Origin of the sequence: Enterococcus sp. NPDC086594 (assembly GCF_044746145.1) — a bacterium.
GTDB classification, from domain to species: Bacteria; Bacillota; Bacilli; order Lactobacillales; family Enterococcaceae; genus Enterococcus_D; species Enterococcus_D entomosocium.
The window spans coordinates 913228-939834 of record NZ_JBIVBP010000001.1; the positions used below are offsets into that span (position 1 = coordinate 913228).

Annotated in this window: 19 protein-coding genes, 19 tRNA genes, 1 riboswitch and 1 other annotated feature; of the genes, 6 read left to right on the forward strand and 32 right to left on the reverse strand. The window is 45.9% G+C overall.

Annotated features, from left to right (window positions below; genetic code table 11):
- From ACIPK1_RS04205 to ACIPK1_RS04220, 4 genes are all read right to left on the reverse strand, one after another.
- Positions 1–2676, reverse strand: a complete 2676-nt coding sequence (locus ACIPK1_RS04205) for an AAA family ATPase (protein ID WP_400449973.1) — start codon at positions 2674–2676, stop codon at positions 1–3.
- The gene (locus ACIPK1_RS04210; protein ID WP_301388160.1) at positions 2673–3863 is read right to left on the reverse strand and encodes a DNA repair exonuclease; all 1191 of its coding nucleotides are present in this window, start codon (positions 3861–3863) and stop codon (positions 2673–2675) included. Before ACIPK1_RS04210 ends, ACIPK1_RS04205 begins: the two co-directional genes overlap by 4 nt.
- A gap of 193 nt (positions 3864–4056) precedes the next feature.
- Complete coding sequence (locus ACIPK1_RS04215) at positions 4057–4398, reverse strand: YlbF family regulator (RefSeq protein WP_005227708.1); 342 nt, start codon at positions 4396–4398, stop codon at positions 4057–4059.
- Between the two features lie 70 nt (positions 4399–4468).
- Entirely contained in the window at positions 4469–6631 is a 2163-nt protein-coding gene (locus ACIPK1_RS04220) for a PBP1A family penicillin-binding protein (protein ID WP_008382020.1), read from the reverse strand.
- A gap of 191 nt (positions 6632–6822) precedes the next feature.
- On the opposite strand from ACIPK1_RS04220, the gene ACIPK1_RS04225 reads away from it, so the two are divergent.
- Positions 6823–7677: an RluA family pseudouridine synthase gene (locus ACIPK1_RS04225; protein WP_086332726.1), complete on the forward strand. Its 855-nt coding sequence runs from the start codon at positions 6823–6825 to the stop codon at positions 7675–7677.
- A gap of 96 nt (positions 7678–7773) precedes the next feature.
- Here ACIPK1_RS04225 and ACIPK1_RS04230 read toward each other — a convergent pair whose 3' ends face one another.
- From ACIPK1_RS04230 to ACIPK1_RS04240, 3 genes are all read right to left on the reverse strand, one after another.
- Positions 7774–8850 carry a M23 family metallopeptidase gene (locus tag ACIPK1_RS04230; protein ID WP_144331053.1) on the reverse strand — a complete coding sequence of 359 codons (1077 nt, stop codon included), beginning with the start codon at positions 8848–8850 and terminating at the stop codon, positions 7774–7776.
- A gap of 141 nt (positions 8851–8991) precedes the next feature.
- A complete protein-coding gene (locus ACIPK1_RS04235; protein WP_301388161.1) occupies positions 8992–9711 on the reverse strand; it encodes a pseudouridine synthase in 720 nt (239 codons plus the stop codon).
- Positions 9712–9780: 69 nt separating this feature from the next.
- Complete coding sequence (locus ACIPK1_RS04240; RefSeq protein WP_008382016.1) at positions 9781–11427, reverse strand: polysaccharide biosynthesis protein; 1647 nt, start codon at positions 11425–11427, stop codon at positions 9781–9783.
- Between the two features lie 199 nt (positions 11428–11626).
- Between ACIPK1_RS04240 and murE the strand changes: the two genes are divergently transcribed.
- On the forward strand, positions 11627–13147 hold the full coding sequence (gene murE / locus ACIPK1_RS04245; protein WP_301388164.1) for a UDP-N-acetylmuramyl-tripeptide synthetase: 1521 nt from the start codon (positions 11627–11629) through the stop codon (positions 13145–13147).
- Positions 13148–13218: 71 nt separating this feature from the next.
- Here murE and ACIPK1_RS04250 read toward each other — a convergent pair whose 3' ends face one another.
- A complete protein-coding gene (locus ACIPK1_RS04250; RefSeq protein ID WP_008382014.1) occupies positions 13219–13518 on the reverse strand; it encodes a DUF5960 family protein in 300 nt (99 codons plus the stop codon).
- Between the two features lie 220 nt (positions 13519–13738).
- Between ACIPK1_RS04250 and ACIPK1_RS04255 the strand changes: the two genes are divergently transcribed.
- Entirely contained in the window at positions 13739–13969 is a 231-nt protein-coding gene (locus ACIPK1_RS04255) for a hypothetical protein (RefSeq protein WP_005233376.1), read from the forward strand.
- A gap of 106 nt (positions 13970–14075) precedes the next feature.
- Here ACIPK1_RS04255 and leuS read toward each other — a convergent pair whose 3' ends face one another.
- Together leuS and ACIPK1_RS04265 are read right to left on the reverse strand one after the other, a co-directional pair.
- Positions 14076–16490, reverse strand: coding sequence for a leucine--tRNA ligase (gene leuS, locus ACIPK1_RS04260; RefSeq protein WP_016620000.1), 2415 nt, complete (start codon positions 16488–16490; stop codon positions 14076–14078).
- A gap of 86 nt (positions 16491–16576) precedes the next feature.
- Positions 16577–16796 (reverse strand) — a binding site (T-box leader).
- Positions 16797–16838: 42 nt separating this feature from the next.
- The gene (locus ACIPK1_RS04265; RefSeq protein ID WP_086372400.1) at positions 16839–18539 is read right to left on the reverse strand and encodes a LysM peptidoglycan-binding domain-containing protein; all 1701 of its coding nucleotides are present in this window, start codon (positions 18537–18539) and stop codon (positions 16839–16841) included.
- 291 nt (positions 18540–18830) lie between these two features.
- Here ACIPK1_RS04265 and ACIPK1_RS04270 point away from each other — a divergent pair, with 291 nt between their 5' ends.
- Genes ACIPK1_RS04270 through ACIPK1_RS04280 form a run of 3 tightly spaced genes read left to right on the forward strand, consistent with a single transcriptional unit; the run spans position 18831 to position 21032 of the window.
- Entirely contained in the window at positions 18831–19481 is a 651-nt protein-coding gene (locus ACIPK1_RS04270) for a phosphatase PAP2 family protein (protein ID WP_400449977.1), read from the forward strand.
- Between the two features lie 14 nt (positions 19482–19495).
- Positions 19496–20479: a TIGR01212 family radical SAM protein gene (locus ACIPK1_RS04275; RefSeq protein ID WP_005233367.1), complete on the forward strand. Its 984-nt coding sequence runs from the start codon at positions 19496–19498 to the stop codon at positions 20477–20479.
- Positions 20454–21032 carry a class I SAM-dependent methyltransferase gene (locus tag ACIPK1_RS04280; protein WP_185953789.1) on the forward strand — a complete coding sequence of 193 codons (579 nt, stop codon included), beginning with the start codon at positions 20454–20456 and terminating at the stop codon, positions 21030–21032. Before ACIPK1_RS04275 ends, ACIPK1_RS04280 begins: the two co-directional genes overlap by 26 nt.
- Positions 21033–21056: 24 nt before the next feature.
- Here ACIPK1_RS04280 and ACIPK1_RS04285 read toward each other — a convergent pair whose 3' ends face one another.
- From ACIPK1_RS04285 to ACIPK1_RS04390, 22 genes are all read right to left on the reverse strand, one after another.
- On the reverse strand, positions 21057–21836 hold the full coding sequence (locus ACIPK1_RS04285; RefSeq protein ID WP_005227672.1) for an alpha/beta hydrolase family protein: 780 nt from the start codon (positions 21834–21836) through the stop codon (positions 21057–21059).
- A 22-nt stretch (positions 21837–21858) separates the two neighbouring features.
- The gene (locus ACIPK1_RS04290; protein WP_005233363.1) at positions 21859–23316 is read right to left on the reverse strand and encodes an MDR family MFS transporter; all 1458 of its coding nucleotides are present in this window, start codon (positions 23314–23316) and stop codon (positions 21859–21861) included.
- Between the two features lie 66 nt (positions 23317–23382).
- A complete protein-coding gene (gene metK / locus ACIPK1_RS04295) occupies positions 23383–24567 on the reverse strand; it encodes a methionine adenosyltransferase (protein ID WP_008382004.1) in 1185 nt (394 codons plus the stop codon).
- A riboswitch (SMK box riboswitch) is annotated at positions 24565–24646 on the reverse strand. Its footprint overlaps the gene before it by 3 nt.
- A gap of 91 nt (positions 24647–24737) precedes the next feature.
- Positions 24738–24809 (reverse strand) — tRNA-Glu (locus ACIPK1_RS04300).
- Between the two features lie 15 nt (positions 24810–24824).
- Positions 24825–24898 (reverse strand) — tRNA-Ile (locus ACIPK1_RS04305).
- Positions 24899–24914: 16 nt separating this feature from the next.
- A tRNA-Gly gene (locus tag ACIPK1_RS04310) sits at positions 24915–24985 on the reverse strand.
- A 7-nt stretch (positions 24986–24992) separates the two neighbouring features.
- Positions 24993–25065 (reverse strand) — tRNA-Phe (locus ACIPK1_RS04315).
- A gap of 8 nt (positions 25066–25073) precedes the next feature.
- Positions 25074–25147, reverse strand: a tRNA-Asp gene (locus tag ACIPK1_RS04320).
- Between the two features lie 39 nt (positions 25148–25186).
- Positions 25187–25260 (reverse strand) — tRNA-Met (locus ACIPK1_RS04325).
- Positions 25261–25326: 66 nt separating this feature from the next.
- Positions 25327–25416, reverse strand: a tRNA-Ser gene (locus tag ACIPK1_RS04330).
- 12 nt (positions 25417–25428) lie between these two features.
- Positions 25429–25500, reverse strand: a tRNA-Glu gene (locus tag ACIPK1_RS04335).
- 10 nt (positions 25501–25510) lie between these two features.
- Positions 25511–25598, reverse strand: a tRNA-Ser gene (locus ACIPK1_RS04340).
- Positions 25599–25619: 21 nt separating this feature from the next.
- Positions 25620–25693, reverse strand: a tRNA-Ile gene (locus ACIPK1_RS04345).
- Between the two features lie 17 nt (positions 25694–25710).
- Positions 25711–25781 (reverse strand) — tRNA-Gly (locus ACIPK1_RS04350).
- A gap of 1 nt (position 25782) precedes the next feature.
- A tRNA-Asp gene (locus ACIPK1_RS04355) sits at positions 25783–25859 on the reverse strand.
- 38 nt (positions 25860–25897) lie between these two features.
- Positions 25898–25971, reverse strand: a tRNA-Met gene (locus tag ACIPK1_RS04360).
- 66 nt (positions 25972–26037) lie between these two features.
- Positions 26038–26127: transfer RNA gene (locus tag ACIPK1_RS04365), tRNA-Ser, on the reverse strand.
- A gap of 26 nt (positions 26128–26153) precedes the next feature.
- Positions 26154–26227, reverse strand: a tRNA-Ile gene (locus tag ACIPK1_RS04370).
- Positions 26228–26241: 14 nt separating this feature from the next.
- Positions 26242–26315: transfer RNA gene (locus tag ACIPK1_RS04375), tRNA-Met, on the reverse strand.
- 28 nt (positions 26316–26343) lie between these two features.
- Positions 26344–26416, reverse strand: a tRNA-Ala gene (locus ACIPK1_RS04380).
- A gap of 13 nt (positions 26417–26429) precedes the next feature.
- A tRNA-Pro gene (locus ACIPK1_RS04385) sits at positions 26430–26503 on the reverse strand.
- Between the two features lie 9 nt (positions 26504–26512).
- Positions 26513–26586 (reverse strand) — tRNA-Arg (locus tag ACIPK1_RS04390).
- Positions 26587–26607 lie beyond the last annotated feature (21 nt).

Sequence of the window (26607 nt, forward strand, 5' to 3'; positions counted from 1 at the left end):
TCAGCCAAATCTTTCACTTCCTTTACTCAGATCCTGGATAGGCTGCTGGTACTTCTGATAATAGCTTACCATTTCTTGGTCAGAAGACAAACAAATTACTTGATAACTTTGCCCAAACTCTTTTAACATTGCGGCAAACCGTTCCTTACGAACACTATCATAATGCAGCCAACCATCATCAATAATGATTGGACACAATGGGTGATTTTTTTGCAGTGCTAGATAACCGAAGCGTAACGCCATGATTAACTGATCCTTCGTGCCTGTGGACAGGTCGATGATCGAAAACGTCTCGCTGGCATTTGCCGCTACCAACAAGCCATTTTCCAAAAGAATCTTTTGATAACGTCCGTTTGATAGCTGTTCAAAATAGGTTGAAGCAGCCGACAATAGCTGCGGCAATTGCTGTTCTGACAACTCGGTCGTGACATCCGTTAAAATCGAAGCCGCCAACTGACGACTCCCCCATGCCACAGCAAGTTCTTCAATGACCGCCTTTAGCTCACTTTCTTTTTGATAAAGCTGATTCAAGGTGCCATTTTTTTGACTAGCTGCTGCTTCTAATTCCAAACGCTGTTTTTGCTCCGTCAACTGCTGTATTTGTGCCTGAAGCTGTGTTTGCTGCTGCTTGATCTGGTCTTTTTGCTGCAGCAATTCTGCTTGCGTCACTGGTTTAGGATAAATCGGTGTTAACATCACCGCCAATTCTTCTGCTCGCTGCTGCGTGCGTTGCGCCGCTTCCCATTGCTTCAACCAGAGGCTGATTTCTGCAGGGTGATCTAAGCCTTGTTGCTGTAAGAGATCACTGGCCTGGGAAAGTAGCTGGTCGCGTTCATTGCGGGTGCGGGTCAACTGTTGGGCCAGCAGCGTGCTAGGTTGTTGCAGTCGTGAAAGCTTGATTGTTTGCATCTCTTCATGAAATTTCTGCAAGATCGCTGCTTTTTCTAACAAGGTTTTGTTTTGCAACGGCAGCCACTCAGCATAAGGTCGGAACTGCTCGTCAAAGGGTGCCAGTTCTTCTGCGACGGCTTGCCGTTCTTGATAGGCTTGTTTGCGCTGCTGTGAGTAGGCTTGATAGCTAGCAACATCTTCATCATAGGCTAATAAATACGACTGCCAGCTTTCCACCGGCAAATTACCAAAAAAGGGTGTCAGGGCTTGGTGGGCACGATCGATCTGCTGCTGCTTTTGCTGCTGTTCATTTCCCAGCTGCGCCAACTCTTCTCCCAGCAGATCCAGCTGCATGAGAACCGTCTGCCATTCCTGTTTGATGCCTTGCTGTTTGTTTGGCGCTGCTTTCATCAACGGCAAAACACTGCCAATGATCGCTGCGATCCCTACACCTAGAGCAAGCCAGCGCCACGGACTCGGCAAAAAGATACCGATCACTACTAGCAGCCCACCGACGATCCCTAGCGGCCATAGCGGGCGAGAAACCGGCTTGCGGCCAATCAATTGAGGATGCTGCTGTTCTAAGCGAGCTGCGGTGGCTTGCAAAGGCTGCGCTTTTTCTTCTAAACGCATCATGCGCTTTTCGAGCTCTTCTAACTGCACACGTTCTTGTAGTAAACGTGTGGTTTGTTCATGGATCGAAGCCGTTACTAGCGGCGGCGATTCTCTACTCCATTGGCGCTTTTCGACCAAGCGATTCAGCTCCGTGATGGCGACGGCTTCTTGTTGATTGGCCGCTGCTTCACGATCTGCCAAACGCGCCATCGTCACTTGCTGCTGCAGCAAGTGATTGATTTGGTGCTCGTGATCAAGGTAAAAGAAATACTTATCTGATTCTTTTCCTTGCTCCAACTGATCTAATTCAGCTTCTTTTTTGCGAATTTCTTCCGTCAGCTGCTGATACTGCTGATAAAACTGTTTGATGGCTTGGACTTGCTGAGGATCGGCTAACGTATCTGCTGGTGCCATTTGCTGCCACTCTTCATAAAGCCCCCAATGACTCAGCTGCTGCTGATTTTCCTGATAGGCTTCATTCAATGCTTGAAACTGGTATCGCAAGTCTTGGATCTGTTCTTGCAACTGGGCGATCTGCTGATACTGCTGTTGGATGCGGCTTTCTTCGCTTTCCTTTTCCGCAATCGTTTTTTGCAGTTTTTCTAATTGTTTTAACGCCTGATTCAAAGGCAGCTTTTGCCCCCGTGGCTTGTATTGCTGCTGATTGATGGTTTCATATTGTGCCACTTGCTGCAGCATTTTTTGACTGCCGCTGATTCCCAGAGAAATCAACGCTTGGTGCAGCTCATTTTCTTCTAGCTTATCGATCTGGGTCAATTGCTCTTGCTGAAAGGTAAAGACATCGAAGAACAATGCTCGATTGAGGGGCTGCAGGTGTTGTGCCAGCCATTGCTCATCGACCGTCTGACCAGCGACATGGACTTTGGCACGACCGCGGTCTACATGCCGATAGCGTTCCACGATCACTTCGCCGAAGGGTTCCAGAGCCAACCATAACTTGCCACCGTAAGCTGCACCGTTTTTGGGGGTATAGTCTTTTTTCTTGGCTGTCTTTTTCGGAAAGCCAAATAAGATGGCGGCAATAAATTGATACAACGTCGATTTTCCGATCTCGTTGTGCCCAAAGAGCAGCTGATTTTGCGGATGAAAGGCAAAGCTTTGTTCATGGTATTTCCCAAAACCGGTAATCTCTGCTTTTAAAATTCTCATGACTGCTCCTCCCATTGAAAGTCGTCTTTCAACAATTGCTTGGCTTGCTGCAAGACTTCTTCTTGAAATAATTCATGGGTGATCCCCCGCTGGATCAGCGGATGCTGCAATAGATCGGACAGTCGGTCCGCAAAGATCTCTGGTGACTCATACATCGCTAAAAACTGCAGCATATAGTCTTGTGGTACCGCCAATGCGATCTTGTCTTCATTGGCTTGCTCGACTTCAAGGGCATAGATTACTTGCAGCGGCTCTGTTTGTGCCAACCGTTCATTGAGGTAGGTCAGCCATTCATTTTTTTCCGCAGCTGGAAACCAATCTGGCGGCAGCTGCTGCACATCGGTCAACACCAGATGCAGCAAGCGCGAACGAGGACTTTTTAAGCGCTCGATGATCGCTAGCAATACGGCATTCGAGGCGGTCACATCCGCTAAGGAGACCACTTGCTTTTGCCAAGCGATTTCCGCGATCTCCAAGCGCTCGATTGTTGGTCCTTGTGGCGATAATTCTGCCAAAATCACCCCAGTCGCCTGCTCTTTCTTGGTCTTTCCTTGAGGCGTACCGGGATAGAGGATCGGTGGTTGCTCTGAGAGCGTCTTAGGTACATGGATGTGCCCCAAGCCCCAATAATCATAGCCTTTTTGCTTCATTTCACTGATTGAAAAGGGGGCATACCGTTCACCGGCTTGATCCCCGTGGTAAAGCCCAATATGGTAATCCACCGCTGCTCTTGCGGGAAATTCTGTTACTTTATTTTCAGCGATCCAAGGATGTTGGTAGCTAAATCCACTGATTGCATAGGTTTCACCGTTTTTCGTTGTTCCTTGTACCGTTTGAACTTCTTCCGATGAAAAGAGAATGACGTTTTCTGGAAAAGCAAACCAATACCGTTGCGGATCATAATAATCATGGTTGCCGAAAATCATATAGACTGGGATCTCTGCTTCTCCCAGTCGTTGCAGTTGGGCAAAAAAGTCATGCTGCACTTTTAGACTCGGCCGTGCTTGATGGAATGTATCCCCAGCCAGCAAAACAAAATCGACCGCTTTTTCTAAAGCAACATCCACCAAATTACGGATGATTTTTTGATTGATAGCAGGGAGTTGGGTCTTCACTTTTTCAGATAACAGATGGACCCCTTCAAATGACCGGTCGATATGCAGGTCTGCACTATGTAAAAATCGCATTTCTTTCTCCCTCCTTAATGCTTCTATCATAACATTTATCAGTCATTTCGTCAGCAAAATACGAAAATTTGTTCGCCTTTTTCATAAAAAAAACCAAAGAAGCGCTTTTGAAACTTCTTTGGAAACGACTCTTGCAGTTGCAGCCAATTTCTCTGAAGTTTCACTTGCTTCTTTGGTCTTTGTTTGTTGGCGATTACGCTTCGTATAGATCTCTTACAGGACCCATGATGATGCGGTTCAAGTCATTGGCCACTAAACTGAAGGCTTGCTCTTTTTGCATCAAGTCAGAAACGATGCCGTCTTGTTGAATTTTTTGCGATAATTCTTGGGCTTTTTGCGCTTCTTCTTCCGTCATTTCTTCGCCAGCCATCATTTTTTGTTGCAGGCTTTGTTGCAACTCTTGAAACTCTTTGAATAACGCGTACGCTTCTTCATTTGCTTTCAAACGGTCGAAAGAACCTTTCAGATCTTGAAATTGTTCTGACTCCCGTAATTCACGTTCTAATTGGTTTGCTGTATCATAAATATTTGCCATTTTGACGCCTCCTCTTTTTTTCTAGTATACCATTCTTCTCAGGTTCTAGACTAGCAGTTGCCTAATTCCTTTAATTTCCACTAATGGAATTCCACAAGCCGCCAAACAATTCTTTCGTTCCTTCTTTGATCTTGCTGCCGAATTCCTTCATACCTTCTTTGGCGCTTTCGGCAAAGTCATCGATGGTTTGTTGCCAATCATTGCTATTTTGTGACGTACTGCTATCAGGATCTGGTACCTCATCGGCTGCCATTAATTTTCCGCCTGTCCAATAAGCGTCTGCAACTTGGAATTGGGTGCCTTGACTATAAGGCAGTAAGCTTTCGGCCTCTGCTTTAAATATTTTCCCAACAACTTGTCCGCTAGTTCCCGTTAAGTAATGATCTTCACTCACATGTTCAAATCCTAGCCAGGTTGACAGAACCATATCAGGAGTATAGCCGACGATCCATTGGTCATTGACCTTAGAAGCATCAAAGTTGGTCTCTGTCGTACCCGTCTTACCGGCGATCGTAAAGCCGTACGGACTAGCACTAACCCCCGTCCCGTTAGAGAAGGTTCCTAGCATCATGCTCGTCATTTTATCAGCGGTCTCTTTAGAAATCACGCGTTTGCCTTGCACAGACGTATTGTCAACGATCACGGCACCAGTTGAATCAACGATTTTGGTGATCAAATGCGGTTTGTAGTAATACCCGCCATTAGCGAAAACGCCATACGCTGCTGCCATCGTCATTGGAGATTCCCCTTTTTCCAAACCACCTAATGCTAAGCCATAATATTTGTCGGATTCGGTCAAGGAAAGACCGAATTCTTGTGCTTTGCTATACCCGCGATCTAAGCCGATCTCATGCAGCAGCCAAACTGCTGGCAGATTCAAACTTTGGGCGAGGGCTTGGTACATGACTGCTTCGCCAGCATAGGTCCCGTCAAAGTTTTGAGCATCATAAAAATCAAGGGGCTCGTCTTTCAGGACACTGTCCGGTTCAAACCCAGCTTCTAGGGCAGGGGCGAAGACGCTGATCGGTTTGATCGTGGAACCTGGTGAACGTTTCATTTGCGTGGCAAAATTAAATCCTCTAAAGACGTGCTCACCACGACGACCCACCACCGCTTGCACCCCACCGGTATTCGGATCAAGTGCAACAGAGCCAGATTGCACCATCGTGCCATCAGCGGCATTTTCAGGGAACAAGGCATCGTTTTTATAGGCAGCTTCCATTTGTGCTTGGTAGTTTTGATCCAGGGCTGTATAGATCTTGTAGCCGCGATTCATGACATCATCGGCGTCCAACCCATAGGATTCGGCTTCGTCGATGACCGCATCGAAATAATAAGGATACTTATAGCCAGATTCTGAATTGCCAAATCCATCATAAAGTAAATTGGCTAAGGCAACTTGTGATTCTTGGTCAGCAACGGACTGGTCCAACTTGCCGTTATCCACCATCAAACTCAAGACGGTGTCGCGACGGTTCGTGGCGTTTTCCAGATTGTCGATCGGGTTATAGATCGAAGGACCTTTGAGCATCCCCACCAACGTCGCAGCTTCTCCCACGCTTAGTTCAGAAGCATTGACACCGAAATATTTTAGCGAGGCATCTTGAATGCCCCAAACCCCGTTACCGAAATAGGAACTGTTCAAATACATTTCTAAAATCTCATCTTTAGAATATTTCTTCTCGATCTCGATCGCTAAGAAAAGCTCCTTGGCTTTTCGACTAAAGGTTTGATCCAAGGACAGATAGGCATTTTTAGCAAGCTGCTGGGTGATGGTACTTCCCCCACCGCCTTCGGCACTGCGGTTGACCAGCATACGTAGGGCTGCCCGAGCGATCCCTTTGATATCAAACCCGTGGTGATTATAGAAGTTGCGGTCTTCAGTTGAGATCAAGGCGTTGACCACATCACTGGAGATGGCATCAAGAGAAACGTACGTGCCTTTTTGCGAGTACAACTGCCCTGCTTCATCACCATTGGCATCAAAAATCACCGTCGATTCTTTCAGACCTGACTCTAATTCACTGACTTTCGTATTTTTGGCGATATAAAATAAATACCCGCTCATGATTAAGATAGCAACTAAACTAAGTAAAATAAAAATTTTATTTACGTGGTATTTTTTCCAAACCCGCTTGCGCCATTGATGAAATTGCTGCAAATACGGTTTTAACCAGCGCCAAAAGGTCAGCCAACCGGTCTTTATTTTGTGAAGGATGTGTTTCCAATCCATTACTTCACGCTCCTTTGGTTAAGTGTAGCATAAATGACTTTCTTTGTTATACGGCTCTAGACGTAATTTCATTCGAAAAGAATGCTTTATTATTCTAGCATTGAATACTCTGTTTTTTATTGTTTTTTTTATAAGAAAAGCTTAAAGATGCTATAATAGTCGGTAGCGAATAGCAAAGAAAGGACGTTATTATGGAATACACCATGACTTTACCCGAAAATCACCCGCCCATGCCGCTTCGCGATTTGTTGGAACAGGAGTGGCTCGTTCCACGAAAAGTGCGCCATTTTCTGCGCACACGGAAAAATGTGGCCGTCAATCAGCAGCCCGCGATGTTTCATCAAGAAGTTCGTGGCGGCGATCAAATCACTTTGATCATTGAAGACAGTGATTACAGCTACCAGCCGATCCAGTTAGGCCAAGCGGACAAAGTCGACGTACTTTTTGAAGATGAACACTTATTGGTGCTGAACAAGCCTGCCGGGGTCAAGACGCACCCAAATCAGCCATTAGAAGCCGATACTCTGTTGAATGATGCAGCTGCTTACCTTGCGCCGAAACAGCAGCAGCCTTATGTGGTCCATCGTCTAGACAAAGAAACCAGCGGTGTGGTTTTATTTGCAAAAAATCCTTTGGTGTTGCCGATCTTGGGCCGAATGCTGGAAAACAAACAGATTTTCCGTCGCTATCAAGCCACTGTTTGGGGGAAACTTACGCAAGATCAAACGATCGCCAAAAAAATCGGTCGTGACCGTCACGATCGTCGCAAGCGGATCATTGACTCCCGCAACGGTCAGTCAGCCGTCACCCATGTAACCATCGCCCACGCCCAACAAAAGACAACCAATGTGTATTGTGTGTTAGAAACTGGTAGGACCCACCAAATTCGCGTCCACCTTGCCAGCATCGGTCATCCAGTCGTTGGCGACCCGCTTTACCAAAACAAATCAGCGCCACGTTTGCTGCTGCATGGCTACGAATTGCATCTAGAGCATCCTTTTACCAAAGAACAGTTAGTGATCATCGCTCAACCGGGCTTGTGGTAAGCAACCAAAAAGCATGACGACTTGAGGAATCCCTCTTGTCAGTCATGCTTTTTGGTTTCAGATGATTTTCTCCATGCTTCTACTTGGTATTTTGGTTTATAGCGGTAAGTAAGCTGCTGGATCAACGAAATCTGACCACAACGTCTTACTCAGTCCAAAGTGCAGATGGACGCCTGTCGAATTTCCAGTCGTCCCCATCGTACCGACTTGGTCGCCGACTGCAACGGTCGCCCCCTTTGAGACACTGACAGCTGTTAAATGAAAATAATACGAGTAAAAGCCATTATCGTGAGCCAAAATCACGTAATTTCCAGTGCTTGGGCCATAGCCAGCATCTTCTACCTGTCCATCACGAGCGGCGACGATCTTCTCCCCCGCTTGACCTGTGAAGTCGATCCCGTCATGCTGCGTCCCTGAAAAACCAGTCGGGTCTGCTCGAGTACCAAAACCGCTGGAGATCGACACGGAGCCAGTGATTGGCAGTGAAAATTCACTGGCTGCCGCTTTCTCCGCTGCTTCTTTGGCTTTTTGTTTCGCTTCTTCAGCTGCTTTTGCTTCTTGCTCCACTTTTTCTTGTAGGTCTTGCACTTGGGCTTGCGTCTGCTGCAGCTGCTCTTGTTGGGACTGCAATTCTTTTTTGGCTGTTGCTAATTGTTCTTCGCTATGTACTAATTGGGCTTGCGTCAAGGTTTGGTACGAAGTGATTCGTTGTTGTTCGGCTTCTTTTTCCGCCAATTGTTGGTTCACTTCCCGTAAAGCCGCTTGTTGTTCACTAAACTTGCGTAGTTGCTGGATCGTGGCTTGCGGTCCATCGACTACCAGACTGCTTTGCGCTTGGCTTCCTTGGTGCTGGGCTTTTTGATCATTTAGTGCAGTGATCTGCGTTTGAACTTCCTTGCTTTCTTCTGCCAATTGGCTTAATTCTTCCTGATAATCCGCTAATTGACTTTCCAACGCTGTGACTTTCTGTTGGCTGATGGTGACTTCGTCTTCATAAGAGGCTAGTTCTGTGGTCAAAACCGTCAGTTCCTCGCTGCTCTTGGTTTCAGCAGCATAACTGATAGCTGGCTGGAAAAGAGGCAACGTAAGGGCGAGCAATAAAAAAATCTTTTTCTTCAATGAGGTAACTCCTTCTTTTTTTAGTAGCTTGGCTACTTTAACATGCTTATTCATGAAAAAAAAGAGGGTTTTTCCAACAGTTTAAAGTCTATTGTTGCAAACTTTCATGTAAATCACCTATAAAACGGGCTTTTTTTACAAATATTGCAGCCGAATAACAACTTTCATAAGAATTTCTTTAGCTCGCCGATCGTCTTATCCTCGCTCTTGCAGCTTCGCCAATTCCTCAGGAGTCAATTCCCGATACTCGCCTAATGCCAAATCATCTGGCAGGGACAGGCCTCCCATGCGAATCCGTTTCAAATAAACGACTTCTTTTCCTACTGCATGGACCATCCGTTTGACTTGATGAAACTTGCCTTCATGGAGGATCAGTCTGATTTCGCTGCGCGTTTCGTCTTCATCGACGTTGAGGATCTGCAGTTCAGCCGGCAAGGTCCACTCGCCGTCTAATTTGATGCCTTTGCCAAAGGTTTTTTGATCCTCCGCTGTCATGATTCCCTCGACTTGGGCATAATATTCTTTTTCCACATGCTTCTTAGGCGACAATAATTGATGCGCCAATCCGCCATCGTTCGTAATCAGCAAAAAGCCTTCGGTGTCTTTATCCAACCGTCCTACTGGAAACAAATCTTCGCGAAACGCTTCTTCAGAAAACAAATCTAAGACCGTCTCTTCATAGGAATCGACGGTTGCCGAAATCACTCCAGCGGGTTTATTCAGCAAATAATAAAACTGGCTTTGATAGACGATGGGTTCCCCCTCAAAACAAACGGTATCTTGTGTTTCTAGTACTTGCGCTTTGTCACTCTTGATGACTTGTCCATTGACGGTCACGAGACCTTTTTTGATCAACTGTTTCACTTCTTTGCGGGAGCCATAACCCATATCCGCTAAAAACTTGTCTAAACGCATCGGTTTCTTCCTTTCATATAAAACAGCCGCCAAGGTCTCACAAAGGAGGCTCAGCGGCTGCTTCTAGTTTTATTTGATGTGTAATTTCTGGCGTAAACGAACCATTGATGAGCCGAGTAGTTTTTCAGCTAAACGCAATTTCAGCGCAATGTAGATGTACACACTGCCACCGACTCCTGCTACTAGCAAGCTCAAGATAAATGCTTGGACTTTTCTTTCAGAGCTAAAGATGAGACCAAAGAGTTGGCGGGCGATCAACGCTGCGATCACCATAATGATCGTCATCGCGCCAATCAATAACGTCCGTCGCAACGTTAAGTTTACATTGAAATGGCCTTTGCGAATCATCTTGCGAATGTTCAGCCAGCAGACGATCCCTAAAGCAATCGTCGTGGAAACTAATGGGCCATAAACTTGGAACAACCGAATCGCTGGATACTGCAAGATCAACTTCACCAGCAACCCTACAAAGAAGAAAACAACGGCTTCTTTGTTGTGGTACATTCCTTGCAGCATACTAGAACTAAGCATAAACAAGCCCAAGACCAGACCAGACAGACAGGCAGCGACTAAAACGCTCGCTCCTAACGCATCTGGACGATAAAACAAGGTGTATAAGGGATAAGACAGCACGATCATCCCAAAGGTCGCTGGGAACATTACAAAGGAATACAATTGTAAGTTGTTGCTGATCAATTTAGCTAAGTTCTTTTTGTCTTTTTTGGCGACTGCTTCACTGATCAAAGGCAAGCCTGTTGAAGCCATGGAAGTAGCTAATCCGATAACCACCATCGTCAACTTATCAGGGTTGCTACCGAAAATCGCCATTAATTCTAAGAGCTGATCATTTGAAAATTCAGTAAAACTACTCATGATCCGCACAAAGGTGTATTGATCCACCAATTTTAAAATCGTGATCCCAGAACCAACGATAATAAAAGGGATCGCTTCTTTGATGGTCGCTAAAACCAATTCTTTGGTTTGCAACACGGTTTCTTCTTTGCTCATATCGACTAAGACGTCCATCCGCACCCGTTGCTTTTGGAAGTAATAGCCTAAAACCAAAATACTGGCTAAGACACCGATAAAGGCGGCAAAGGTCGATTGCGTCACAGCCGCCGTGTATTCGCCTTCGATAACCCGCATAATGATGAAGGTCGCCAAAAGCATATAGCAGACGCGGGCGATTTGTTCGACAACTTGCGAGATCGCAAAAGGTTTCATGTCTTGGTTTCCTTGGAAGTATCCTCGCATAACACTCATACAAGGAAAGACCAATAGTGCAATGCTCAATGAGCGCATTGCAGGAATCAATTCTTCCCCGCCACCTGAAGCCGTTGCCAACCATGGGGCTGCCAAATACATGATTCCGGCGGTCACCACGCCAAAGCCTGCCATCAATTGGAAGGCCCTTAAAAAGAGCTTCTGGCTGGTGCGGTATTCTTGGCGAGAATTATAAAAAGAAATCTGCTTGGCAATTGCCGATGGGATCCCAGCAGTTGAGATCATTAAAAATAAGGCGTAAACATTATAGCCCATCCCAAATAACGCATTTGCTTTATCGGCATTTGCCCCCATCCAATAATACCAAGGTAAAATGTAAATGGCGCCAAGCAAACGTGAACCGATATTGCCCATTGTCATCCAAGCAGATCCTTGAGCCATTTTTTCTTGTGTAGTTAATTCTTTTGACACTGAACGCATGTGATTATCCATCGCCATTATCTCCAACTTTCTACAAACATATCCCTTCCATTTTAATTCGAAAAAGAGTTGGTCGCAATCTATTTTTGCAACATCTTAAAGTTTCTTCAAAATAAGAAGAAAAAAAAGAAAACTTTTCCCTCCTAAACGGCGGTTTTTAGGAGTTATGCTATAATAAGAGAAATCTTTAGAGGAATGAAGGAGAACAACGATGCAAAAGGAACTCATTACCGTGCCACAGATCCGCAAACTCTTATTGCAGGAAAACCTACTAAAAGAAATCATCACCCCCACTGATTGGGTTTATACCGTGCCGCAAGAAATGACTGATATTGCCTTTACCTCCTTAAGTTACGACTCGCGAACGGCCAATGCGGCAACGCTTTTTTTCTGTAAAGGGGCTTCTTTTAAAGAAAGCTACCTAGCCGCCGCCATTGATCAAGGCATTCAGTGCTACATTTCAGAAACACCTTATGACAACTTCGCAACCTACGGGATCATTGTTACGGACATTCGAGAAACGATGGCAGTGATCGCTCAAGCATTTTATAGCAACCCGCAAGAACAGCTAGTGACCATCGGCATCACTGGCACCAAAGGCAAAACCAGTTGCGCCTATTTTGCTCGGGCGATTTTAGCAGAATCGACGGGTCAAAAAGTAGCATTCTTTTCATCGGAGGAAAACTCAGTCGATGGAAAAACCTTTAATGAAGCAGTGTTGACGACTCCCGAAACACTGGATCTTTATAAAATGATGGCTGAGGCTGTTGCAAACGGCATGACCCATCTTGTAATGGAAGTTTCTTCTCAAGCGTATAAAACCAAACGGGTAGCCGGCATTACCTTTGATATTGGCGCGTTCTTGAATATTTCGCCTGATCACATTGGACCGGTGGAACACCCGACTTATGATGATTACCTTTACTGCAAACGGGAACTGATCCGCAACAGCAAACAAATGATTTTAAATCGTCAAAGCGATCACTACCACTTGCTGCGAGAAACTTGTGAAGTCCATCAAGTTCCTTATATCACCTACGGACGTTCAGATGCCGATTATGTCGTTCAAGAAGGAATGGACCTAAAGAGTTTCGCCCTGACAGCTGCTTCTGATGTCTTGCAAGTCTCTGGTGAATATCAACTGGGGATCTTAGGTTCTTTCAACCATGAGAACGCCGCAGCGGCGATTTTGGCTGCCTGCTTAGCGGGTGCCTCTCGTGAGGACGCTCAGAAAGTCCTGCCGACAGTGATCATCCCTGGACGAATGATCGTTTTAGAAAAAGAAAATGGCGCCGTCATGATCGTTGACTATGCCCACAATTACCTGAGCTTCCAATCATTAAGTGAACTTGCCCGTCAATTACGACCAGATGGCCGCCTGCTTTTTGTCACTGGCAGTGCTGGCGGAAAAGCCCAATCTCGCCGAGCAGATATGGGACGAGCGCTAGGAGAATATGCGGACAAAGTCTACCTGACCAGCGATGATCCTGATTTTGAAGAAGCAGCTGCGATCGCAAAAGAAATTGCAGATGCTATCACCAATCCTGAAGTTGCCATCATTCATGAGATGGATCGGGCTCAAGCCGTCAAATTGGCGATCGCTGAAGCAGACGGTCGTGATATCGTGATTATTGCGGGCAAAGGCGCCGAACAATACTTGAAAGTCGCTGGAAAAAAAGTCCCTTACATCGGTGACTTGACCTTAGCGCAGCAGCAAGCCAAGCACCAATAGCAACAAGTTGTCTCAACAAAAAAGCTTTCAGATGATCCATTAAATCATCTGAAAGCTTTTTTCCTGTGTGATTAAGGTTGTTCATCTTCGTAAGTCTCATAGACATAGGGTGCGCCATCATAACGGAATTCTGTTGAAATGGCAGCGTCAAGGTCTTCGGTAAACATTCGCTTGCTGAAAGGAAACAAAAAGACTTGCCCTTCTTTGGCATCTTCGGCTGCTAAACGGTAAAACAGCTCTTCTTCTGTTAATTGTTGATTCAACTGTTCCAAGACATCGGCAGTGACTGCCTCTTCTTCATAGCCAGGTTTGGCAATCCGTGCATAATCTTCAAAAAAAGCCGTTTGGCCTTCAAATGATTGATACTCCATGTAAGTCCCCTCTTTCTTTTCTCTTTCTTTATTATACGAGAGTCTGTGAGGATCAGCGAATAATATGATCGCTAACAAGCGGAAATTTGGCTTTTTTAGCGCTTAAATATGTCAGAAACATTTCAAGTGTATTACGAATCAATTATTTGACAAAATCAGATTGAACACGTATCCAAATTTTGTATAATGATACATAGAGACTATAAAAGGGGCAAATGTAATGAACAACGCAAAGAAAAAATTATTCGTCGGTACTGGTGCTGCAATTGGTTTTGTCGCAATCGTTGCTATGATGGCTCAGTTCATGATTTCCAATCATCTATTTGGCGGAAGTGATGCTTCATCAGAAATTTTCACTCGCGCTACGTATCCAAACGGCTTTCTACTAGTGATCTTGATTCCATTGGTCGCAACAGCCGCTTTGTTCTATGGGATCATTCGCAAAAAATAACAAAAAAGTGTTGCTGAGAACCACTCAGTAACACTTTTTTTCTTTGTCGCTACCAAAAAGCTGCCTAACAGACCATTGTCCTGTTAGGCAGCTACTTTTTTAGCGTTTAGTTTGCAACGATATTAACCAATTTATTGGGTACGACGATCACTTTGCGGATCGTTTTTCCTTGGAGCTGTTCTTGGACAAGTTCGTTTTCTTGGGCCAATTGTTCAAGCACTGCTTTTTCTGCGTCTGCTGGAACCATTGCTTTGGCACGAACTTTGCCGTTGACTTGAAAGACGACTTCGATCTCATCTTCCACTAGGGCACTTTCGTCATAGGTTGGCCAAGGCACATAAGAGATCCCATGGTCATTCCCGAGGATCGACCAGAGCTCTTCACCGATATGCGGTGCGATTGGAGCCAATAGCTGCACAAATCCTTCGACATACTCGTAAGGTAAGGCATCAGCTTTATACGCTTCATTGACGAAGACCATCAATTGGGAAATCGCCGTATTGAAATGCAGCTGTTCATAATCTTCCGTCACTTTTTTAACCGTTTGGTTATACACCTTCGACAATTTTCCATCGTTGAATGTCGTGATGCGGTCGCGCATTTTGCCATTTTCATCGACGATCAAGCGCCACACGCGATCCAAGAATTTGCGACTGCCTTCAAGGCCATTCTCATTCCAGGCGATCGATGCATCCAATGGTCCCATAAACATTTCATATAGACGCAAAGTATCTGCACCGTATTGATTGATGACATCATCTGGATTGACGACGTTGCCGCGGGATTTCGACATTTTTTCATTGTTTTCCCCAAGGATCATCCCTTGGTTGAACAATTTTTCAAATGGTTCTTTCGTTGGTACGACACCGATATCATACAAGAATTTATGCCAGAAGCGAGCATAAAGCAAATGCAAGACAGCGTGTTCCGCCCCACCGATATAAATATCGACTGGCATCCAGCGTTTCAATTTATCATAGTCTGCCAAAACAGACTTATTATGAGGATCGATAAAGCGTAAGAAATACCATGAGCTTCCTGCCCATTGTGGCATCGTATTGGTTTCGCGACGTCCTTTTTTCCCAGTTTCTGGATCGGTGACATTGACCCAATCCGTGACATTAGCTAATGGCGATTCCCCGGTACCGCTTGGTTTGATATTGTCGGTTTTTGGCAAACGCAATGGCAGCTGATCTTCAGCAAGCGCTGTGGTCGTCCCATCTTCCCAATGGATGATTGGGATTGGTTCACCCCAATACCGTTGGCGAGAGAACAACCAATCGCGAAGACGATAGCTGACTTCTTTTTTCCCAACATGGTTTTCTTCCAACCATGCGACCATTTTTTCAATGGCGGTCTCTTTGTCTAGCCCATCCAAAAAGTCTGAATTGATATGCAGTCCATCTTCGGTATAGGCAGATTCTTCCACGTTGCCCCCTGCCAATACAGGAATGATCTCTAAACCGAATGTTTTGGCAAATTCGTGGTCACGTTCGTCATGGGCAGGAACCGCCATGATCGCACCTGTTCCATAAGAAGCCAAAACGTAATCGGCGATCCAAATCGGGATCTCTTTGCCATTCACGGGATTGATGGCATAGGCACCAGTGAAGACACCGGTTTTTTCTTTGGCCAAATCTGTTCGGTTCAAATCAGATTTTTTCGATGCTTCTTCTACATAGGCATCAATGGCTGCTTTTTGTTCTGGGGTAGTGATTTGGGCCACTAGCTCATGTTCTGGTGCCAATACAGCGTAGGTCGCACCAAACAAGGTATCTGGGCGAGTCGTAAAGACGGTAAAGTCTTTTTCCATCCCTGCCACTTTAAACGTTACGTTGGCTCCGACAGAACGTCCGATCCAATTGCGTTGCATTTCTTTGATGCTTTCTGGCCAATCAACTTCTTCTAAATCGTCCAACAAACGATCAGCATATGCCGTGATTTTTAGCATCCATTGGCGCATCGGTTTGCGGATCACATCATAGCCGCCCCGTTCGCTCTTGCCGTCAATGACTTCTTCATTGGCGATCACAGTTCCAAGCTCTGGTACCCAATTTACCGGAACTTCGGCTTCATAAGCTAACCCTTTTTCATAAAGCTTGGTAAAGATCCATTGCGTCCACTTGTAATATTCAGGATCTGTCGTATTGATTTCACGATTCCAGTCATAGCTGAACCCTAGCGCATTGATTTGACGGCGGAAGGTCTCAATGTTTTTCTTCGTAAATTCCGCTGGATCATTTCCTGTATCTAGTGCATATTGTTCGGCAGGCAGACCAAAGGCATCCCAGCCCATTGGGTGCAGTACATTGTACCCTTGGCTGCGTTTGAAGCGGCTCAAGATATCCGTAGCCGTATAGCCTTCTGGATGTCCGACATGTAATCCTTGTCCGGATGGATATGGGAACATATCTAGCGCATAAAATTTTGGTTTGTCCGGCTCATCATGGGTGTTGAACTCATTTTTCTTTGCCCAATATTTTTGCCATTTTTTTTCGATTTCTTTGTGATTGTAATTCACGATGGACTCCTCCTAAAAATTGGTGCTTTGCTCGTCAAATCAACCAGCAAAACTTAAAAAAAGTCCTATAAAAATCGCTATGATTTTTATAGGACGTTATCAACGTGGTACCACCTAAGTTTATCTGCTCCTCAAAAAAGCAGACCTCGATGTTTTAACGGCCATCGCCGTATCTGCCTAGCCAAATCAGGTTCAGTCAGATATCACTCGAAGACGAGTTCGAAAGGTGTGCTGTGCATTTCCACCAACCATGCACTCTCTAAAAGTCCCACCGTACTTCTACTATTCCTTCTCAAACGTGAAAGTTTCTTTGCACTTATCCTAACAAAAATCATTAGGAATAGCAATCTATTTTACCCTAACTGTTTGTCCTGGGTAAATAAAGTTATTTTGAATATTGTTCCATTGAATAAATTGATCCGTCGTGATGCCAAACTTATCTGCGATCCCCCAAACGGAATCACCCGATGCGACCTTGTAAGTACCATTTGTCGCTGAAGTGCTGGTAGTAGCTGTTGTGCCGCCTTGCTTGACGACCACCTTTTGTCCTGGATAGATAAAATCATTTTTGATGTTGTTCCAGTTGCGGAATTGGTCCATCGAAATCCCGTGTTTATTGGCAACTGACCAGACTGAATCACCCGCTGCCACCGTATAGGTGTTGCCTGCAGCACTGCTACTGGTTTGGCTGCTGACGGTCGTGCTCGTTGTTGTACTTGTCCTCGTTGCGGAACTACCACTGACGACAACTTTTTGTCCTGGGTAGACAAAATCATTTTTGATATTGTTCAAACTGCGAAATTGATCCATGGAGATCCCATGTTTGTTGGCGATCGACCAGACTGAATCACCCGCTGCAACTGTATAGGTACCGCCACTGCTTTGGCTAGCAGTTGATGCAGTGCTGACGGTCGTGGTACTGCTGGTATTCGTAGACGAACCACCGCTGACGACAACTTTTTGTCCTGGGTAGACAAAGTCATTTTTGATATTGTTCAAACTGCGGAATTGATCCATTGAGATCCCATGTTTATTGGCGATCGACCAGACTGAATCACCAGAAACTACGGTATAGGTGTTGCCTGATGTAGTTGCTGAAGTATTACGATTGACGATCGATACCGTAGAAGTTGCCGAAGTGCTTTGGGTGCTGCCGTTGACTTTCAACGTTTGCCCTGGATAAACAAAATCATTTTTGATGTTGTTCAAGCTGCGCAACTGGTCCATGGAGATGCCATGTTTGTTAGCGATCGACCATACAGAGTCGCCCGAAGCGACTGTATAGGTTTGACTGCCGCTCGTGCTGACAGCCGCCGTTGTAGTCGTAGTATTGGTTGATGCGCTAGCTGTGGCACCACCACCGGCATTGCCAGAAGCAGGTGTGTCGTATTGCGTCAAACCAAATTGTTGGATCACTGCATTCAGGGAAGAAGCATAATTGGGTGCAGTCGCATAGCGGCCTGCTAGCCATGCGGTTGCATCAAGATATGAAGTCGTATTGCTCTTCCAAGCGCCAGAATAATATGAAACGCCGCTTTGTAAAGAGGTTGAGCGTAAAGTACGTGCGTTATCTTCGAATGATTGCGTGTATGATGGGTAGCGCTTAAAGGGTTCATTCATAGTCAACCATTGATTGTTCAAGTACTCCAAAGTACTCATATAAACGGTTTGACCGTTGTAGCTGCCTTTGATCCCGAATAGATTATAATTCGGTGCTTTTGATAAACTGCTTCGGCCCCAACCACTTTCTAAAATGGCTTGTGCGATCATCACAGAAGCATATAAATCGTTGGCTTGTGCCACGGGCTGAGCGTAAGTAGCGATTTCGGCAATAAATGCGGAAGTATTCGGCGCGGCAAAATTGCTAGTAGAAACTTGGGCGATCGAGGTCTCTACGGCTTCTGCTTGAACCGATGACACCAATGGAGCTACAACAGAGCAAGCAGTCAGTGTCGTTCCTAAAACGACTGCACTTTTTTTGATCACTCGATACTTATCGCCCGATTGGTCTGCTTGACGATGTACTTTTCTTGATTGACTCGTGTTCATGTCCGTTATTCCTCCGTTTTTTCCTTATAGTGAACGTAGGTTTAGTATACAATTTCTTAAGAATTTATAAAAGGTATTTGAGCCGATTTCAGAAACTGTAAACTCTTTGTAATCAAACGAACATTTATTGAAATGAAGAGTTTGTATTTAACCCAACGAAAAATATTCCTTGGCAGTGGGATGCTCCCTGAATGGTTCCCTGCTTTTTCCGTCTTGCGATAAATGCTATAATACCTTCTAGATGTCTCTTTGCTTGAAGGGACAGAAATTCTCTAGAAACGAGGCTTTTCCATGCATAAAAAACTTTATTTTCAATTTGCCGGCAGCTGCTTTTTACTGCTGTTCGTTTTTCTCGGCTATCTCGTGAAATTTTATCCTACTTGGTTGGTCTCCTTTGACGAAACCTTGACTCGCATCATCCGCACCGGCTATCCGTTTTGGACACCGTTTTTTCTATGGGTCACAAAATTTGCGAATCCTACCACGATCATCTTGCTCTTTCTTGCTGTTTTAGCCGTTTTAGTGATCAATAAATATTATGCAGAAGCAATATGGCTCTGTATCGGCACCATCGGGATTGCCGGGCTCTTTAATCCATTGATCAAACTGGTCTTTTTACGGGAGCGACCAACCCTTGAACACTTAGTCACGGAATCAAGCTTTAGTTTCCCCAGCGGACACTCGACAGGCAGTATGGTTTTTTATGGGACATTGCTCTTCTTGGTCCCAGTTTTCTTCAAGCAGCCTTTTTGGCAATGGGGACTCCGTATTCTGCTAGGCCTATTGATCAGTTGTATCGGCATCAGCCGCATCTATGTTGGCGTGCATTTTCCCAGTGATGTGTTAGGCGGTTTTTGTGTCGGCCTGTCTTGGCTACTGTTGACCTACCCTTACTACTTGCAAAAACGTTTTGTCTGGCGCTTCACGCGTAAACAATTATAAAAGAAGGTAAAAAAATGAATCCATTTCCTTATGCAGAAGATAAAAACAAACGATACCATTCATGGAACTTTGCTTTGCGGCAAGAATTTGGCGAAAAAATCTTTAAAGTTCCCATCGATGCGGGCTTCGACTGCCCCAATCGTGACGGCACCGTTGCCAAAGGCGGCTGTACATTTTGCAGTGTGTCCGGCTCTGGCGATATGATCGTAGCACCTGAAGCCCCGTTACCAGAGCAGTTTGAAAAAGAGATCGCCATGATGCACAAAAAGTGGCCGCAAGTGGACAAATACATTGTCTATTTTCAAAATTTTACGAACACCCACGCACCGGTGGCAGTGATCCGCGAGCGCTTCGAGCAAGTACTGACACTACCTGGTGTTGTCGGGATCTCCATTGGGACCCGACCAGACTGCTTACCAGCAGATGTCGTTGACTATCTGGCAGAGCTCAATCAACGCTTTTATTTATGGGTCGAATTAGGACTGCAAACGACTTTTGAAACCACGAGCAATGCCATCAACCGCGCCCATGATTATCAAACCTACTTAGACGGCGTCGCCAGCCTGCGCAAACACAATATTCGTGTCTGTACCCATTTGATCAATGGCCTGCCAGGCGAGACGATCGAGATGATGCAAGAAAACGTCCGCCGCACCATTCAAGATTCTGATATCCAAGGCATCAAACTGCACCTGTTGCATTTGATGCGCAATACTCGGATGCTGCGGGATTATCATGAGGGACGTTTGCAATTGATGCGGCGCGATACCTATGTGTCATTGATCTGCGATCAGTTAGAAATGATCCCCCCAGAGATCATCATTCATCGCTTGACAGGCGATGCACCATGGGATTCTCTGGTAGGTCCAATGTGGAGTTTGAAAAAATGGGAAGTCTTGAATGAGATCGATCAAGAAATGCTACGCCGCAACTCCTATCAAGGGAAATTCAACGTGCGAAAGGAGCTTGTCAATGCTGCCGACCGCCATGCATTATAGCCACACCCTTTTAAAAGAAGTTCTGCAACCGGGACAAACCGCCGTTGATGCCACGATGGGCAACGGCTTCGACACGGAATTACTGGCTTCCTTAGTTGGACCGACTGGTCAGGTGTTTGCTTTTGATATTCAAGAACAAGCCCTCCAAGCCACCAAAAAACGTTTGACTGAAAAAGAGCTGTTGGCGCAAGTCCAGCTGATCCATCAAGGCCATGAGACGTTGGCAGATGTTGTGAGCGGTCCGGTTCACGCCGCCATTTTCAATTTAGGCTACTTGCCGAAAGGGGACAAAGCGATCATCACGCTGCCTGATACAACGAAAACGGCTTTAGAAGCTTTACTGACACGTTTAGCCCCGAAAGGTAGAATCATCCTCGTCTGCTATTATGGACACGCTGGCGGCGAAGCAGAGCTGAAAGAAGTCCACTCCTTTTGTCAGCAGCTGCCGCAAGAGGAATATAATGTCCTTTCCTATCAATTTATCAATCAGCGCAACCAGCCGCCGATCTTATTTTGTATCGAACGAAAAAACCATCAGTCCTCGGCACGTTAAGGTGTCGATCGACTGATGGTTTTTTTATTCACTAAAAAGCCATTGCAGGACTCGTTGGATCCATTGATCCCAAAAATTCCAATCATGATCCCCAGTTCCCGATTCAAACGTTACGGCTAGTTTGCGTTTTTGCAGCTTATCCACCGCATATTCACTTGCCGGATACAGCTGATCCTCGGTTCCACAGCTAATAAAAAAGCGCGGCGCGGTGCTTGGATCGATGGTCTCAATCAGATGGATCAAATCATTTTCTGACCCTTTGAATTGCTCTAAAGGGCCAAAGATTCCTTCCCAATAAGCTTGGCTTCGCAGCTGCAGCAAGGAATCCATGCTTTCAGCCAGCGCTAATGCGCCAGACAAAGACGCTACCGCCGCAAACTGGTCAGGCTTGCGCAGCCCAAGTTTTACTGCCCCATAGCCCCCCATCGAGAGACCTGCTGCAAAAGTTTTTTCTCGTTTTTGCGTCAGTTGAGGAAACAGTTCATGACAAATTTGTGGTAATTCTTCGGCGATAAACGTCCAATACTTCATTTCGTAGGTCGTATCGGTATACCAGCCCAGATCAGTAGACGGCATGATGACCGCTAGTTGATACTCTGCGGCATATCGCTCGATCGACGTCCGTCGCTGCCAGACACTATGATTTCCGTTCATCCCATGCAATAAATAAAGCACCGGGAGATCTGTGCCCGTCGATTGGCTTTGCGTACCGATTTTTTTCTTGGTACTTTGAGGCAAGATCACATCGATCATTACCTCCATTTCAAGAACATTTGAATAGATATTTGCTTGTAAAAAAGCCATACAATCACCTGCGATCCTTTTTTTATATTGTACCAGATTCTCGCGAAATCGTGCGGGTCAAACCAATCGCTAGCACAATGAGTAAAACACCGATCCCAAAAACCCAGTGTAGACCGCTATAAAGAATCTCCCGTAATTGCCCTAATAAGGCTGTTGGCAGCTGACGCGCGGCGGCTGGATCAACCAGCTGATTCATGACACTGCTGTCAGTGACTTGCGCCTGTGCCAAGCCCACGCTATTGCTGGTGTTTAAAACGATACCGAAGACCGCCACCATAATGGTTTGCCCAATCGTTCGCAGCAGCGTATTGAAAGAAGTCGCCACGCCGACTTGGGTGGGTGCAACGCTGGTTTGGGCAGTAACGGTACAAACCACCATCGTTGCCCCTAATCCGACGCCCGTAATAGAAGAAATCACCAAGAACAACCAGAATGATGTCTGTGCCGGTGTCAAAAACAACCACAAGGCACCGGTAGCCGTGATCACTAAGCTAACCGTCAAGACCCAACTGACACTGTGTTGTGTCAACCAACGGCTGGCTAAGAAGGAACCAATCATCCATAAAATCGACAACGGTGCCAACACAAGCCCGCCAATCCCCGCACTCATGCCTAAGACCCCTTGCATCCACATTGGGATATAAACATCGATCCCCATCAGGAAGCCGCTAGCCAAAGCTGCTACGATGTTGACCACCACAAATAGTTTTGAGTGGAACAGCTTCAGATCAATAATCGGATCTGCTGCTTTTTTCTCCACACGAATGAAGCCGATAAACGTGAGGACAGAAAAAACGAACAGACCGATAACAGGCAGACTTACACCATAATCTCCTAGCAATTGGAAGCCTAGCAGGAGCCCTACTAACGTCAACATCAACAAGAGACTGCCTGCATAATCAATGTTGACTGCAGCAAAGGCCTTTTTTTCTTCATGAAAATAAAACCAAATTAAGGCGATCAACCCTAATCCGATGGGCACGTTGATAAAGAAGATCCAATGCCACCCGATCGTATCTACGATCAATCCACCGGCTAAGGGACCAACGACACTGGCGATCCCCCAAGCAGTACTATTGAGCCCTAAGACTTTCGCCCGCTTTTCAACAGGATACAGGTCCGCAATGATCGTTAGGGCAACGGGCATCATGGCCCCTGCGCCTAATCCTTGCAACGCTCTGGCAATGATCAACGTCAACATTGTGTTGGCCATCCCACAAAACGCCGACCCGATAATAAACAGCAGCGTACCAAATAGAAAGACTGGTTTGCGGCCGATGTTATCGGCAAACTTGCCGTAGATCGGGGTCAACATCGCACTGGTCAAAAGATAGATCGAGAAGACCCAGTTCATGATCTCGATCCCTTTCAATGAACTAACGATGGTAGGCATCGCTGTCGTAATGATCGTTCCTTCGATCGCGGTCATAAACGTTGCGACAAAGACCGCAATAGTGACTAATTTTACATTGGTTCGCATGTAACTCCTCCTTTTACTCCAAAAAAAAGAACCCCTATTGATAGTCATCAATAGAGGTCGCCTCTTTTAATCCTTCACACTTGCCAAAAGTGCCGCCACCTTGTCGGTGCGTTCCCATGGCAAATCGATATCTGTACGACCGAAATGTCCGTAAGCGGCAGTCTGACGATAAATCGGACGGCGCAAATCTAACATTTCAATAATTCCTGCTGGTCGCAAATCAAAGTTTTCCCGCACCGCTTGAATCAAGCGATCGTTACTGACGGTTCCTGTACCAAAAGTGTTGATGCTGATCGACACGGGTTGTGCCACACCGATCGCATAGGCTAATTGGACTTCCACTTTTTTGGCTAGCTTTGCTGCTACGATGTTTTTGGCAATGTAGCGAGCCGCATAGCTGGCTGAACGGTCAACTTTGGTTGCGTCTTTTCCAGAAAACGCACCGCCACCATGACGAGCATAGCCGCCATAAGTATCAACGATGATTTTTCTGCCTGTCAAACCGGCATCCCCTTGAGGACCGCCGATCACAAAACGACCAGTAGGATTAATATAATATTTTGTCTGCTCGTCTAAAAGATCGGCAGGGATCACTTCTTTGATCACTTTTTCAATGACATCACGGTGGATCGTTTCATTATCAGCCGCATCATCATGCTGGGTGCTAATAACGACGGTGTCCACTCTTTGTGGTTGATCGTTATCATCATATTCAACAGTTACTTGCGATTTTGCATCTGGACGCAAGTAGCTTAGTTCATTGTTTTTACGCAACTCTGCTAAACGACGGACTAACCGATGACTCAATGCGATTGGTAAAGGCATCAATTCAGGTGTTTCATCAACGGCAAAACCAAACATCAAGCCTTGGTCACCGGCACCGATATCTTCTTTATCCGTTTCTCCGCGACTTTCTAAAGCATCGTCAACGCCTTGAGCGATATCTGGTGATTGCTCATCGATCGCTACTAAAACAGCAACCGTATCGCCGTCAAAGCCGAATTTTGCTCGTGTATAGCCGATTTCTTTGATGGTTTCACGGACGACTTTTTGGATATCTACGTAAGCAGAAGTAGAAATTTCTCCAAAAACTAAAACCAATCCGGTGGTAACTGACGTTTCACAAGCAACCCGAGCCATTGGATCTTCGGCAAGCAACGCATCTAAGATGGCATCACTGATTTGGTCAGCTACTTTGTCTGGGTGTCCTTCTGAAACGGACTCTGATGTAAATAAGTGTTTCTCTGTCATTTTTGTATTCCCCCTAATATATGTTTCGGTTACAAGGCATCTTCGCAGCTGCGAATCCTTTCGGGAACTTGCAACGGACTGATTATAACAAATTTTGACCCTTCGTAGTTGAAAAATGATAAAAAAGATCATTTTTGGGTAATAAAAAAACACTCTCAAGAGTGTTTGCATGATCCGTACGGGATTCGAACCCGTGTTACCGCCGTGAAAGGGCGGTGTCTTAACCGCTTGACCAACGGACCAGTTTGAAAATGTAATGGGCCTAAATGGACTCGAACCATCGACCTCACGCTTATCAGGCGTGCGCTCTAACCAGCTGAGCTATAGGCCCCAAATAAAAAATGCAAAGCGGGTGACGAGAATCGAACTCGCGACAACAGCTTGGAAGGCTGTAGTTTTACCACTAAACTACACCCGCATTCCTATGGCGCGGGACAGAATCGAACTGCCGACACATGGAGCTTCAATCCATTGCTCTACCAACTGAGCTACCGAGCCAAAAACAACGGTCTGGACGGGACTCGAACCCGCGACCTCCTGCGTGACAGGCAGGCATTCTAACCAACTGAACTACCAAACCAGAAGCTTTGTATTGCTGCTTTGCCGTTAAACAAAGCGATTGCGGGAGCAGGATTTGAACCTACGACCTTCGGGTTATGAGCCCGACGAGCTACCAGACTGCTCCATCCCGCGATAAGTAATTACTTTTCAGTAATTAAAGGACTGTGATTCTTTTGCTCACAACAAAAGAGACAGTTAAGGAGGATAAGGGATTCGAACCCTTGCACGGTTTTACCCGCCTGACGGTTTTCAAGACCGTTCCCTTCAGCCGGACTTGGGTAATCCTCCAAAAGTAAAAAATGATCCGTACGGGATTCGAACCCGTGTTACCGCCGTGAAAGGGCGGTGTCTTAACCACTTGACCAACGGACCAATAAAAAAACGGAGAAGGAGGGATTTGAACCCTCGCGCCGGTTTCCCGACCTACACCCTTAGCAGGGGCGCCTCTTCAGCCACTTGAGTACTTCCCCAAATGTATGACTACATTTTGATGGGCCTAAATGGACTCGAACCATCGACCTCACGCTTATCAGGCGTGCGCTCTAACCAGCTGAGCTATAGGCCCCAAAAAATAAAAGCTAAAGCGGGTGACGAGAATCGAACTCGCGACAACAGCTTGGAAGGCTGTGGTTTTACCACTAAACTACACCCGCATGGCGGTCTGGACGGGACTCGAACCCGCGACCTCCTGCGTGACAGGCAGGCATTCTAACCAACTGAACTACCAAACCATATTTAGCTTTTATTGCGCTTTTGAAAACAAAAGCAATTGCGGGAGCAGGATTTGAACCTACGACCTTCGGGTTATGAGCCCGACGAGCTACCAGACTGCTCCATCCCGCGATAAGTAATTACTTTAGAGTAATTAAAAGACTGTAATTCTTTTGCTCGCAACAAAAGAGACAGTTAAGGAGGATAAGGGATTCGAACCCTTGCACGGTTTTACCCGCCTGACGGTTTTCAAGACCGTTCCCTTCAGCCGGACTTGGGTAATCCTCCATAATAAAACAGATACAATGCCACAATGGACCTTGTAGGACTCGAACCTACGACCGGACGGTTATGAGCCGTCTGCTCTAACCAACTGAGCTAAAGGTCCAGGCTCTTAAAAAATCGCGGCGGAGGGGATCGAACCCCCGACCTCCCGGGTATGAACCGGACGCTCTAGCCAGCTGAGCTACACCGCGTAAAAAAGAATCATTTATTCAAATGATATGGAGCCTAGCGGGATCGAACCGCTGACCTCCTGCGTGCAAAGCAGGCGCTCTCCCAGCTGAGCTAAGGCCCCTTTTGTAAAAGTATCGGGAAGACAGGATTCGAACCTGCGACCCCTTGGTCCCAAACCAAGTGCTCTACCAAGCTGAGCTACTTCCCGTTATTAAAGCGCGCCCAAGAGGAGTCGAACCCCTAACCTTTTGATCCGTAGTCAAACACTCTATCCAATTGAGCTATGGGCGCATATTAAGAAATGCCGAGGAC

Excerpts from the sequence above, each read along its gene's own strand:
- ACIPK1_RS04205 (WP_400449973.1), bottom strand. The coding sequence starts at position 2,676 with ATGAGAATTTTAAAAGCAGAGATTACCGGTTTTGGGAAATACCATGAA.
- ACIPK1_RS04210 (WP_301388160.1), bottom strand. The coding sequence starts at position 3,863 with ATGCGATTTTTACATAGTGCAGACCTGCATATCGACCGGTCATTTGAA.
- ACIPK1_RS04215 (WP_005227708.1), bottom strand. The coding sequence starts at position 4,398 with ATGGCAAATATTTATGATACAGCAAACCAATTAGAACGTGAATTACGG.
- ACIPK1_RS04220 (WP_008382020.1), bottom strand. The coding sequence starts at position 6,631 with ATGGATTGGAAACACATCCTTCACAAAATAAAGACCGGTTGGCTGACC.
- ACIPK1_RS04225 (WP_086332726.1), top strand. The coding sequence starts at position 6,823 with ATGGAATACACCATGACTTTACCCGAAAATCACCCGCCCATGCCGCTT.
- ACIPK1_RS04230 (WP_144331053.1), bottom strand. The coding sequence starts at position 8,850 with ATGAATAAGCATGTTAAAGTAGCCAAGCTACTAAAAAAAGAAGGAGTT.
- ACIPK1_RS04235 (WP_301388161.1), bottom strand. The coding sequence starts at position 9,711 with ATGCGTTTAGACAAGTTTTTAGCGGATATGGGTTATGGCTCCCGCAAA.
- ACIPK1_RS04240 (WP_008382016.1), bottom strand. The coding sequence starts at position 11,427 with ATGGATAATCACATGCGTTCAGTGTCAAAAGAATTAACTACACAAGAA.
- murE (WP_301388164.1), top strand. The coding sequence starts at position 11,627 with ATGCAAAAGGAACTCATTACCGTGCCACAGATCCGCAAACTCTTATTG.
- ACIPK1_RS04250 (WP_008382014.1), bottom strand. The coding sequence starts at position 13,518 with ATGGAGTATCAATCATTTGAAGGCCAAACGGCTTTTTTTGAAGATTAT.
- ACIPK1_RS04255 (WP_005233376.1), top strand. The coding sequence starts at position 13,739 with ATGAACAACGCAAAGAAAAAATTATTCGTCGGTACTGGTGCTGCAATT.
- ACIPK1_RS04265 (WP_086372400.1), bottom strand. The coding sequence starts at position 18,539 with ATGAACACGAGTCAATCAAGAAAAGTACATCGTCAAGCAGACCAATCG.
- ACIPK1_RS04270 (WP_400449977.1), top strand. The coding sequence starts at position 18,831 with ATGCATAAAAAACTTTATTTTCAATTTGCCGGCAGCTGCTTTTTACTG.
- ACIPK1_RS04275 (WP_005233367.1), top strand. The coding sequence starts at position 19,496 with ATGAATCCATTTCCTTATGCAGAAGATAAAAACAAACGATACCATTCA.
- ACIPK1_RS04280 (WP_185953789.1), top strand. The coding sequence starts at position 20,454 with ATGCTGCCGACCGCCATGCATTATAGCCACACCCTTTTAAAAGAAGTT.
- ACIPK1_RS04285 (WP_005227672.1), bottom strand. The coding sequence starts at position 21,836 with ATGGCTTTTTTACAAGCAAATATCTATTCAAATGTTCTTGAAATGGAG.
- ACIPK1_RS04290 (WP_005233363.1), bottom strand. The coding sequence starts at position 23,316 with ATGCGAACCAATGTAAAATTAGTCACTATTGCGGTCTTTGTCGCAACG.
- metK (WP_008382004.1), bottom strand. The coding sequence starts at position 24,567 with ATGACAGAGAAACACTTATTTACATCAGAGTCCGTTTCAGAAGGACAC.